General features: G+C 73.0%; 11 protein-coding genes. 2 read left to right on the plus strand and 9 right to left on the minus strand.

All coding sequences use genetic code 11. From position 1 onward, the window contains the following. Window positions 1-542 precede the first annotated feature (542 nt). The 9 genes from NBZ85_RS19820 to argC are packed head-to-tail and all read right to left on the minus strand — an operon-like array spanning window position 543 to window position 10147. Complete coding sequence (locus NBZ85_RS19820; protein ID WP_498041253.1) at window positions 543-1253, minus strand: DNA-3-methyladenine glycosylase; 711 nt, start codon at window positions 1251-1253, stop codon at window positions 543-545. After that, window positions 1238-2767, minus strand: a complete 1530-nt coding sequence (argH, locus tag NBZ85_RS19825; protein ID WP_261562386.1) for an argininosuccinate lyase — start codon at window positions 2765-2767, stop codon at window positions 1238-1240. The genes NBZ85_RS19820 and argH overlap by 16 nt, the downstream gene beginning before the upstream one ends. Then, window positions 2764-3966: an argininosuccinate synthase gene (locus NBZ85_RS19830; protein WP_261558419.1), complete on the minus strand. Its 1203-nt coding sequence runs from the start codon at window positions 3964-3966 to the stop codon at window positions 2764-2766. Before NBZ85_RS19830 ends, argH begins: the two co-directional genes overlap by 4 nt. Before the next feature lie 12 nt (window positions 3967-3978). Next, entirely contained in the window at window positions 3979-4695 is a 717-nt protein-coding gene (locus NBZ85_RS19835; protein ID WP_261558417.1) for an arginine repressor, read from the minus strand. Continuing rightward, window positions 4692-5693 carry an ornithine carbamoyltransferase gene (gene argF / locus NBZ85_RS19840; RefSeq protein WP_261558415.1) on the minus strand — a complete coding sequence of 334 codons (1002 nt, stop codon included), beginning with the start codon at window positions 5691-5693 and terminating at the stop codon, window positions 4692-4694. The genes NBZ85_RS19835 and argF overlap by 4 nt, the downstream gene beginning before the upstream one ends. Continuing rightward, the gene (locus tag NBZ85_RS19845; protein WP_261558414.1) at window positions 5690-6931 is read right to left on the minus strand and encodes an acetylornithine transaminase; all 1242 of its coding nucleotides are present in this window, start codon (window positions 6929-6931) and stop codon (window positions 5690-5692) included. The genes argF and NBZ85_RS19845 overlap by 4 nt, the downstream gene beginning before the upstream one ends. Beyond that, complete coding sequence (gene argB / locus NBZ85_RS19850; protein ID WP_261558412.1) at window positions 6928-7962, minus strand: acetylglutamate kinase; 1035 nt, start codon at window positions 7960-7962, stop codon at window positions 6928-6930. The genes NBZ85_RS19845 and argB overlap by 4 nt, the downstream gene beginning before the upstream one ends. Further along, window positions 7959-9119 (minus strand): bifunctional glutamate N-acetyltransferase/amino-acid acetyltransferase ArgJ, encoded by a 1161-nt coding sequence (argJ, locus tag NBZ85_RS19855; RefSeq protein ID WP_261558410.1) that lies wholly within the window; start codon window positions 9117-9119, stop codon window positions 7959-7961. The genes argB and argJ overlap by 4 nt, the downstream gene beginning before the upstream one ends. Continuing rightward, a complete protein-coding gene (gene argC, locus NBZ85_RS19860) occupies window positions 9116-10147 on the minus strand; it encodes an N-acetyl-gamma-glutamyl-phosphate reductase (RefSeq protein ID WP_261558403.1) in 1032 nt (343 codons plus the stop codon). Before argC ends, argJ begins: the two co-directional genes overlap by 4 nt. 454 nt (window positions 10148-10601) lie before the next feature. Between argC and NBZ85_RS32750 the strand changes: the two genes are divergently transcribed. Both NBZ85_RS32750 and NBZ85_RS19875 read left to right on the plus strand, forming a co-directional pair. Next, on the plus strand, window positions 10602-10820 hold the full coding sequence (locus NBZ85_RS32750; protein ID WP_261558430.1) for a hypothetical protein: 219 nt from the start codon (window positions 10602-10604) through the stop codon (window positions 10818-10820). Between the two features lie 10 nt (window positions 10821-10830). Continuing rightward, the coding region (locus tag NBZ85_RS19875) for a multinuclear nonheme iron-dependent oxidase (protein ID WP_261562387.1) at window positions 10831-11177 on the plus strand (347 nt) is incomplete at its 3' end.

The raw sequence follows: 11177 nt of genomic DNA on the forward strand, positions 1-11177 counted from the left end.
ACCATCACCAGCCATCCCCCACACCCCGGAAAACCAGAGCAGGAAGAACAACCAGCCAGGCCATGAACGAGGTAAAACAATTGGCACTGACAATCGGCACGCTGTTGAGTTCTCAAGGAGCAGGCGCGGACGAGATGACATCGTGAGATGTCGTACTCGTGCTGATTCCTAGCCACTTACGAAAGTTGTGTGGAGCAGCGCTCGTCAGTACGCCCAAGAAGGGGCCGCCTCGCGCTTGCTCTTTCCGAGCCCTCCGAGGAGGGGCTCTGCCAGCGAGTGGAGCCGCCCTGTTCGGCGTCCGCCGTGTCTCGCTGACAGAGAGAACATTACGGGTGGATGACGGTGGACGTCAAATCAATCCCCCTCCTAGATGTGTGACGTATGTCACACAGACCGCGGAGTGGTTCGTTGTGATGTTCTGATATGGGAAGCTTGGCGGTCTGGGCCAAGTTGCTGAGGCGGCGCCGACGCACCCTCCATCCGCATCTGTCCGCCCTCCACGTCCGCCCCCTGCGTCCACCTGCTGCATCCCGTCCACGGGTCTACCTGCGGCGATGGCGTGGCCGCGCCGCGCTGACGGAGGGCTCCCCCACCAGCCAGAAGCGCCAGGGGCGCTCGGTGGCAGCCGTGATCCCCACCCGCGGTCCTCGTTCGATCCGCTCGCCGGCCGCCCCCGGCACCGCATCCACCGGACCCCGTCCGCCGCCGCCGCGTTCCCCGGCGGGTGGTGAGGGGTGGACGACGAGGGGTCCGCCGCCCGTCACCGGGGTTGCGGTCAACGACGCCGCGATCCCGAGCACCCGCCCCAGCCGACCGGGCCCCCGGGCCAGGTCCCAGGCGGCGAGCTTCGGCCAGCAGGCCTGCACCGCCTCGCGGCCCGCGATGACCTCGCCGGCGCGCAACAGCACCGCTGTCCCCTCCCCCACCGGCCCGCAGACGATGTTGAGGCACCAGTGGATGCCGTAGCTGAGGTACACGTATGCCCGTCCCGGCGGGCCGAACATCACCGCGGCCCGCGGGGTCGGGCCGCGGAAGGCGTGGGAGGCGGGATCGTCGAGGCCGCCGTACGCCTCGACCTCCGTGATCCGAACGGCGACCGGCCCGTGTCGGATCGTCGCACCGAGCAGATCCGGTGCGACGGCCAACACGGGCCGGTCGAAGAAGCCCGCCGGGTAGGGCGCCGGGACGACCACGGCAGCGGCCGGCCCGGGGCCCTCGGGGGGCGTGGAAGTCCCCGTCAGTCCACCGCCCACTCGCGGTCCCGGTCGAGGACCGGCCGCAGGGCTGCGAGCTGCTCACGGACCCGGTCCGGCGCGGTCCCGCCAGGAGCGGAGCGGGCCTGCAACGCGCCCTGCACCGACAGCACACCGCGCACATCCGCGGTGAGCAGAGGGTTGATCACCGCAAGGTCGTCGTCGGAGACCTCGTCAAGGTCGACGTCGTGGGCGACGCACCAGGAGACGAGCTGGCCGACGGCCTCGTGCGCCTGGCGGAACGGCACGCCGCGGCGCACCAGGTGCTCGGCGACGTCGGTCGCCAGCGCGAAGCCGTCCGGCGCGGCCGCGGCGAGCCGCTCGCGGCGGACCCGCATCGTCGCGACCGTGCCGGTCAGCGCGGGCAACACCAGCAGCAGCGTGTCGACCGCGTCGAAGACCGGCTCCTTGTCCTCCTGCAGATCCCGGTCGTAGGCGAGCGGGAGGCCCTTGAGGGTGGCGAGGAAGCCGGTCAGCCCGCCGATGAGCCGGCCGGACTTGCCCCGGGCGAGCTCGGCGACGTCCGGGTTCTTCTTCTGCGGCATGATCGAGCTGCCGGTCGCGAAGGCGTCGTCCAGCTCGACCCAGCCGAACTCGCGGGTCGTCCAGAGCACGATCTCCTCGCCGATACGGGACAGGTGCACCCCGATCAGCGCAGCCACGAACAGGAACTCGGCGGCGAAGTCGCGGTCCGACACGGCGTCGAGGGAGTTCTCGAACGCCCGGTCGAACCCCAGCTCGGCGGCGACCCCCTGGGGATCCAGCGGGAGCGACGAGCCGGCCAGCGCCCCGGCGCCCAGCGCGCTCACCGACGCCCGGCGGTCCCAGTCCCGCAGCCGGTCGGTGTCCCGCACGAAGGCCTGCACGTGCGCGAGTAGCTGATGACCGAACGAGATCGGCTGGGCGTGCTGCAGATGGGTCATCCCGGGCGCCGGAGTCTCCACATGCTGGCTGGCCACGGTGACCAGTGCCTGGGACAGCTCGGTCAACCGGGCAGCCACCTGGCGGGCATGCTCGCGCAGGTACAGCCGCAGGTCCGTGGCGACCTGGTCGTTGCGACTGCGGCCGGCGCGCAGCTTGCCGCCGAGTGCCCCGAGCCGCTCCAGCAACCCGCGTTCGAGGGCGGTGTGGACATCCTCGTCCTCGACCGTCGGCCGGAACCGGCCCTGGGCGACCGCGTCGGACAGGTCGTCGATGGCGGCGAGCATGGCGGCGAGCTCGGCGTCGTCGAGCAGCCCGGCCCGGTGCAGGACCCGGGCGTGCGACTTCGACGCGAGCAGGTCGTACGGCGCGAGGCGCCAGTCGAACTGCACGCTCACCGACAGCCGGGCGAGCGCCTCGGCCGGGCCGCCGGCAAATCGCCCACCCCACAGCCGCATCGGCGCGCCGGCCGCCGCCGCCCTGCCGGCGAGCGTCCCGCCGGCGGGCTCCACACCGGACGGCTTCTCACCGGACGGCTTCTCACCGAACGGCTTCGGCACCGCCGCGTCCTCGGAGTGCTCCGTGGAGGTCACGGGTTCAGCCGCTGCTCGCGCGCCGCCCAGACCTTCGTCGGCAGACCCCAGAGCTCGATGAATCCGCGCGCATCGCCCTGGTCGAACTGGTCCCCGGCGTCGTAGGTGGCCAGGGCGTGGTCGTAGAGGCTGCCCGGGCTGCGCCGGCCGACGACCTGGGCGACGCCGCCCGCGAGCCGCAGCCGGACGTCCCCGGTGACCCCGACGCTGGCCGCGTCGACGAAGGCGTCGAGGGCGGCCCTGAGCGGCGAGTACCACAGGCCGTCATAGACGATCTCGCCCCAGCGCTGGTCGACGCCTCGCTTGAACCGGGCGACGTCGCGCTCGAGGGTGAGGTCCTCCAGGTCACGGTGCGCGGTCAGCAGGGTGATCGCCGCCGGGCACTCGTAGATCTCCCGGCTCTTGATCCCGACCAGCCGGTCCTCGACGAGGTCGATCCGGCCGACGCCGTGCGCACCCGCGCGGGTGTTGAGCTCGGCGACGAGAGCTGCCAGCGGCAGGGCACGCCCGTCGAGCCCGGTCGGGACGCCGTCGGTGAAGGAGATCGTCACCTCGTCGGGGGTCCGGGTGACCGTGGGGTCCGCGGAGTAGACGAAGACGTCCTCCGGCGGCTGCGCCCACGGGTCCTCGAGAATGCCGCACTCGGCCGTGCGTCCCCACAGGTTCTGGTCGATGGAGTACGGCGAGCGCTTGGACACGTCGATGGGCAGGCCGCGCTCCTCGGCGAAGGCGATCGCCTTGTCCCGGGTCATGCCCGAGTCCCGCACCGGGGCGAGCACCTTCAGCCCGGGGGCCAGCGCCGACACGCCGACCTCGAACCGCACCTGGTCGTTGCCCTTGCCGGTGCAGCCGTGGGCGATCGCGTCGGCGCCGTGCTCTCGGGCGGCCGCGACCAGATGCTTGACGATGATCGGCCGCGACAGCGACGAGATCAGGGGGTACCGGTCCATGTACAGCGCATTGCTCCGAATGGCCGGGGCGACGAAGGACTCGGCGAACTCCGTGCTGGCGTCGACCACGATCGACTCGACGGCGCCGCAGGTGAGGGCGCGCTGGCGGATGGCCTCGAGATCCTCGCCGCCCTGGCCGACATCGACAGCCAGCGCCACGACCTCGGCGCCGGTCTCGGCGCCGATCCAGCCGATGGCCACGGACGTGTCGAGGCCGCCCGAGTAGGCAAGCACGACGCGTTCGGTCACGGGACTTACTCCTTATGTCGGATTGCGCGAAAGGTCATCATCAGGTGTGCCAGAACCCACCGCCCCGCCCCCCGGCGGAGTGCCAGAGTGGGCGGGCGTGGCGGCCACGCCCGGCACGGCGCGGGCCCGCCCGTCGGCGAGCCGCAGCAGGTGGGCGGCCAGGGCCGGGCCGCCCGGAACCGGGCCCGCGGCCGAATCGCCTGGGGGCGACGCCTGCACCGGATTCTCCCCGCCGTTCGGGGTACCCCCGGAGATGCTCCCATCTCCGGGGCCGGACAGCTGCGCCCGGCAGACGACCAGGACGGTGTCGTCCCCGGCGATCGTGCCCATGACCGCCGGCAACGCCTCCCGGTCCAGCGCAGAAGCGAACAGCTGGGCGGCACCGGGCGGGGTACGCAGGACGACGAGGTCGCCGTTGGCCTCCGCCGAGACCAGTAGCTCCTCGCACAGCCGGGTCAGCGGCAGCCGGACTATCTCCGCCGGCGCGAGGTTCACATCGACGGCGTAGACCAGGCCGCCGTCGGCGCCGCGTACCTTCCTCGCCCCGATGTCCTCCAGGTCACGGGACAGGGTGGCCTGGGTGACCTGGACGCCCTCGGCCCCGAGCAGGCGGGCGAGCTCCGACTGCGAGCGCACCGGGCGCTGCGCGATCAGCGCCGCCAACCGCGCCTGCCGGGCGTGCTTGGTCAGCGGGGCCGACCGCCACACCCCCGCGCCCACCGCCGTCATCGGACCGCGCCCTCCTCGCCCGCCGAGCCCGACCCCGTCGTGGCCAACCCCGTCGTCGCCAACCCCGTCGGCGCCGCGAACAGCAGCGAGAGCAGGGCCTTCTGCGCGTGCAGCCGGTTCTCGGCCTGGTCGAACACGACCGACTGCGGCCCGTCGAGCACTGCCGCGGTGATCTCCAGCTCCCGGTGCGCCGGCAGGCAGTGCATGACCAGCGCGTCCGGCCGGGCGGCCTCGAGGGCCTTCTCGTCGAGGCGGTAGGGCTGGAACACCAGTGACCGGCTGTCCGACTCGCCCTCCTGACCCATCGACGCCCACACGTCGGTGTAGAGCACGTCGGCGCCGGCGGCCGCCTCCAGCGCGTCGTGCATGACGAGCGCCTCGCCGCCGGTGGCCGCGCCGATCTCGTTGGCGTGCCGGACGACCTGCTCGAACGGCTCGTAGCCGGGCGGGGAGGCCACATGCACCCGCATCCCCGCGAGCGCCCCGGCGAGCAGCAGCGAATGCGCCACGTTGTTGCCGTCACCGAGGTAGGTCAGGGTCAGCCCGGCGAGCCGGCCGCGCCGCTCCCGGATCGTCTGCAGATCAGCCAGCGCCTGGCAGGGGTGGGCATGGTCGGACAACGCGTTGACGACCGGCACGCTCGCCGCGGCCGCCAGCCGCTCGAGGCGCTCCTGGGCGAAGGTGCGCACGACGATCGCGTCGACGTACCGGCTGAGCACCGCGGCGGTGTCCTCGATCGTCTCGCCGCGCCCGAGCTGGGTGCTCGCCGCGTCGATGACGACCGGATGGCCGCCGAGCTCGGCGACGCCGACGTCGAACGACAGCCGGGTGCGGGTGGAGGGCTTCTCGAACAGCAGGGCCACCGACCGCCCGGCGAGGGGACGGTCCGCCGGCCCGGGGGCGCGGCGGCGGGCCTTGAGCTCGTCGGCGATGTCGAGAACGGCTGCTTGTTCCGCGGAGGTCAGGTCGGTGTCGAGAAGGAAGTGTCGGGCCGTCATGCGCTGACCTTAGAGGCTTGCTCCGGGAGGCTTCCGTCGTCGCGCGCCGCACCGAAAATCGCGGGTAGCGCCGCGACGAAGGCGTCCGCTTCAGCGTCGGTGAGGATCAGCGGCGGGGCGAGCCGGACGGCGTCCGCCGTGACCGCGTTGACCAGATAGCCGGCCGCACGGGCCGCCGTCTCCACCGCCGGGGCGAACGGGCCGTCGAGCTCGATCGCCCGCCACAGGCCGACGCCGCGCACCCCGACGATCCCCGGGATCCCCGCTTCGACGATCTGCGTGGCGAGCCGGTCGCCCAGCCGCGTCGCGTGGTCGAGCAGCCCCTCGGCGGCGATCGTGTCGAGCACGGCCAGTGCGGCCGCGCAGACGATCGGGCCGCCGCCGAAGGTGCTGCCGTGATCGCCCGGGCGCAGCAGGTCCGCCGCGGCGCCGATGCCGATGCAGGCGCCGATCGGCAGGCCGCCGCCGAGGCCCTTGGCCAGGGTGACGACGTCGGGCAGGACGCCGGCGGCCTGATGGGCGAACCAGGAGCCGGTCCGGCCGATGCCGCTCTGCACCTCGTCGAACACCAGCAGCGCCCCGGCGTCGTCGCAGGCGGCTCGGGCCGCGGCAAGGTAGCCCGCGGGCGGCGGCACCACGCCGGCCTCCCCGAGAGTCGGTTCCAGGAACACCGCCGCGGTCCGCTCGCCGACCGCGGCCCGCAGCGCGGCGGCGTCGCCGTAGGGCACGAACCGCACCCCGGGCAGCAGCGGTTCGAACGGCGCGCGCTTCGCCGGCTGCCCGGTGATGGACAGCGCGCCGAGGGTCCGGCCGTGGAACGAACCCTCGGCGGCGACGATCTCCTGCCGACCGGTACGCCGGGCGATCTTGATGGCGGCCTCGTTGGCCTCGGCTCCGGAGTTGGCGAAGAAGATCTTCGCGCCGCCGGCGGGCAGGCCGGGGGTCGAGGTGCCCGCGGCGAGCAGCTCCACGAGCCGTTCGGCCAAGCGCACCTGCGGCTCGTTGGCGTACAGGTTCGACACATGGCCGAGGGTGTCGAACTGGTCGACGACGGCGGCCCGGATCGCCGGGTGGCCGTGGCCGAGCACGCTGACGGCGATCCCGCCAAGCAGGTCGAGGTACTCACGCCCGGCGTCGTCCCACACCCGGGTGCCCTTCCCGCGGACCAGCGAGATTGCCGGGCGGCCGTAGGTCGCCATCACGACGGCGTCGCGCCGGGCGAGCAGATCGGCGGTCATGGCCTTCCTCCGGTCTCCTGGGGGGTCCCTCCGGCGGCCGAGGCTGGCACGGCGGCCGGTGCGGGGGGCGTGGTCGCGGTCGGGACGGTGGCGGGTTCGGCGCGGTCGCGGTCCGGGGTGATCAGGGTGCCGATGCCGTCGTCGGTGAAGATCTCCAGCAGCACGGCGTGGGGCACCCGGCCGTCGAGCACGTGTGCCTGTGGCACGCCGCCGCGCACCGCCCGCTGGCACGCCTGCATCTTCGGAATCATGCCGGCCGCGAGGGTGGGCAGGAGCTGTTCGAGCTCTGTGATGCTCAGCTCGCTGAGCACCTCGTCGCTGGCCGGCCAGTCCGCGTACAGCCCCTCGACGTCGGTCAGGACGACGAGCTTGGTGGCGCCGAGGGCGACGGCGAGCTCGGCGGCGGCCGTGTCGGCGTTGACGTTGTAGACGCCGCCGTCGATCCCGCGGGCGACCGACGCGACGACGGGCACCTTGCCGGAGTCGAGCAGGGCGTTGACCGTCTCGGCCCGGACCTCGACGATGTCGCCGACGAGGCCGACGTCGACCTCCTCCCCGTCGACGATCGCGGGGCGCCGGCGCGCGGTGAACAGGTTGGCGTCCTCACCGGACAGGCCCACGGCGAACGGCCCGTGGTCGTTGACCAGGCCGACGACGTCCCGGTTGACCTGGCCGAGCAGCACCATCCGCACGACGTCCATGGTCTCCGGCGTGGTGACCCGCAGGCCGCCGACGAACGTCGACTCGACCCCGAGGCGCGCCAGGTGTGCGGTGATCTGCGGGCCGCCGCCGTGGACGACCACCACCCGCAGCCCCGAGTAGCGAAGGAAGACGATGTCGGCCGCGAACGCGGCGCGCAGCGCCGGCTCGGTCATCGCGTTGCCGCCGTACTTGATGACGATCGTCGCGCCCTGGAAGCGGGACAGCCACGGCAGCGCCTCGATGAGGACCTGGGTCTTGGCCAGCGCCGCATGCCCGCGGGCGGTCGCCGCCGGCCCCCGTGCGCCGGTGGTGGGGGCGGGGTCGGTCATGTCGAGTAGGCCGAGTTCTCGTAGACGTAGCCGTCGGTCAGGTCGTTCGTCCAGATGGTGAGTTCCTCGGAGCCGGCGTGCAGGTCGACGAGGATGTCGATCCGGCGGTCGGAGAGGTCGACGAGGTCACGGTCCTCCCCGGGCGCGCCCGCCCGGCAGACCTGCACCCCGTTCATCGACACGTCGAGCTGGTCGGGTTCGAAGGCGGCCTGGGTGGTGCCGACCGCGGCGAGGACGCGCCCCCAGTTCGGGTCCTTGCCGTAGAGGGCGCACTTGAGCAGGTTGTTGCGGGCGACGGACCGGCCGACCTCCAGCGCGTCGGCCTCGCTCGCGGCCCCGGTGACCGTGATCGCGATGGTCTTCGTGGAGCCCTCGGCGTCGCCGAGCATCTGCTGGGCCAGGTCGGTGCACACCTCGGCGACGAGCCCGGTGAGCTCGGCCTCGGGCAGCGTCACCCCGGAGGCGCCCGAGGCGAGCAGCAGAACGGTGTCGTTGGTGGACAGGCAGCCGTCGGAGTCGACGCGCTCGAAGCTGACCCGGGACGCCTCGCGCACCGCCCGGCCGAGGGTCGCGGCGTCGGCGACGGCGTCGGTGGTGACGACGACGAGCATGGTCGCCAGCGACGGGGCCAGCATCGCCGCGCCCTTGCCCATCGCCCCGACGGTCACCCCCGGCGTTGCCGTGGAGATCCGCACGGCGGTCTTCGCGACGGTGTCGGTGGTGCGGATCGCCTCGGCCGCGTCGTCGCCGCCGGTGTCGGCGAGGGCCGCAACGGCCCCGGTGACCCCGTCGAGCAGGTTGTCCATGGGCAGTCGGACGCCGATCAGCCCGGTGGAGCAGACCGCGACATCCCCGGCGCCGAGACCAAGCCCGGCCGCGACATGCTCGGCCGTGGCATGGGTGTCGGCGAAGCCGGCCGGGCCGGTGCAGGCGTTGGCGCCGCCGGAGTTGAGGACGACGGCGCGCAGCCGGCCGTCGGCGAGGGCCTGACGGGTCCACAGCACGGGCGCGGCCTGGATCCGGTTGCGGGTGAACACGCCGGCGGCGGCGTCGGACGGCCCGTCGTTGACGACGAGCGCCACGTCCGGACGCCCGGACGGCTTCAACCCCGCCGCGACTCCGGCGGCCCGGAAGCCCTTCGGGGCGGTCACGCTCATGGCGCGATGCCCTGCGCGGTCAGACCCGCGGTCTCGGGCAGGCCAAGCATGAGGTTCGCGCACTGCAGCGCCTGGCCGGCCGCGCCCTTGCCAAGGTTGTCGATCGCGGACACGACGATCGCCCGCCCGGACTCGGCGTCGTAGGTGCCCTGGACGTGCACGGCGTTGCCGCCGAGGGTCGCCGCGGCGTGCGGCCAGCGCCCGGGCGGCAGCACCCGGACGAACGGCTCGCCCGCATACGCCGCGCGCAGCGCCTCGTAGACGGCGTCCGCGCCGGCGCCGGCGGCGGTGGCCCGGCCCGAGCAGGTCGCGAGAATGCCGCGGGGCAGCGGGGCGAGCACGGGGGTGAAGGACAGGCTCACCGCGGTGCCGGCCACGCCGGAAAGGGCCTGCACGATCTCCGGGCGGTGCTGGTGGGTGCCGACCTTGTAGGCGGTGAGGTCGCCCATCACCTCGCTGCCGAGCAGGTTCACCTTGGCCGAGCGGCCCGCGCCGGAGGTGCCACTGGCGGCGACGACGCTGAGATCCTGCGGCTCGACGAGGCCCGCGGCCAGCAGCGGCGCGAGGGCGAGCGTGGAGGCGGTCGGGTAGCAGCCCGGCGCCGCGACGCGGCGGCTCGCGGCGATCCGCGCCCGCGCCCCGGGCAGCTCGGGCATGCCGTAGGTCCAGGTGCCGGCGTGCTCGCCGCCGTAGGCACGTCGCCACGCCTGCGGGTCGGCGAGGCGGTGGTCGGCGCCGAGGTCGACGACGCGCACGGTGCCGGGCAGGGTGGCCGCCACCGCCGCCGACTGCCCGTGCGGCAGGGCGAGGAAGACGACGTCCGCCTCGGTCGCGGCAAGCGCCTCGGCATCGGTGAAGACGCGGCCCTCCAGATCGGGCAGGTTCGGGTGCACATCCGTCACGGGCAGGCCGGCGGACGTGTTCGCCGCCAGCGCGCCGATCTCGATCTCGGGGTGGGCGAGCAGCAGGCGGAGAAGCTCCCCGCCGCCGTACCCGCTCGCCCCTGCCACTGCTGCGATCACTCCCATGCGCATAGTTATACACACGGTCCTATGAGCATGCAATGGAATTCGCGAATGCGACCGTCGTGTCGGGGTGGCGGGGTGGTGCACCGACGTCAGCGCACCGGACGCCTCGGCCCTCGGCTCCACCCGCAGCCAGGTCAGCCGCCTGACCTGGCAGTTGACCGTGCGTTGACCTCGAAGGTACCGCGCTCGCGGATCCTGAGCCGCACGATTCACGCACTGTCCATCCAAGACCCCCGGAGGGGACTGGCGTCTTCAGCCGTCAGGGGTATCCGGTACGGACCCGTACCGGTTGGACCGGCCGTGCCGGTGTTTCCGGAGGCGTGTTCCGTCGGGTGATGGTCGGTGTGGGTGGCGCCTGCGACCTCGGCTGTCACGTCGTGTGGTGCCCGGAGTACCGTCGCCCTGCCCTGACCGGCGCCGTCCGGGACTGCTGCGACGAGCCGGTCCGCGCCAGGTGCGCCGAGCACGGCTGGCCGGTCGTCGCGTTACGGTCGCGTTCGGCGCGATGCTCGACGATCATCGCGTTCTGTACAACGCGGCGTTGCAGGAGCGGCGTGACGCCTACCGGCACCCGCCGAAGACCCGCATCCGCTCCGGCGACCAGCCCGCTCAGGTGAAGGACATCCGGGCGGGCGATCCTGATGAGGCGTCACCGAACGATGCACTGCGGTGAGGAACGGCGGATGGCAATCGCAATCGGCTATATCGCGCTGGTGATCGTCCTGACCGAGCTGGGCGTGCCGATAGTGCCGCACGCCGTCCGACTCTCACTGGGAGGCACCGAGCCCCTGGACCGTGCCCGCGTCGACCGGTTCGTCCGCCTCGCGAAGCATCTGAAGGCACCGCCGGTCAGCCACCATGCCACGTTCGTCCCCCCGCATGCGAAGGCACCAGCCCCCGCCCGCCGATTGCGTCGGCAATTGCTGGAGGGTGATGACGGCCGGGGCCGCGCGCACGGGTATCAACCTCCAGCATCTGCTGACCGTCTTGTGGCTGGGACTGGCATGGGCCGGTTTTCATGCTTGTGGGT

The sequence above is a fragment of the Frankia tisae genome, assembly GCF_025403405.1.
In the GTDB taxonomy this organism is placed as follows: domain Bacteria; phylum Actinomycetota; class Actinomycetes; order Frankiales; family Frankiaceae; genus Frankia; species Frankia tisai.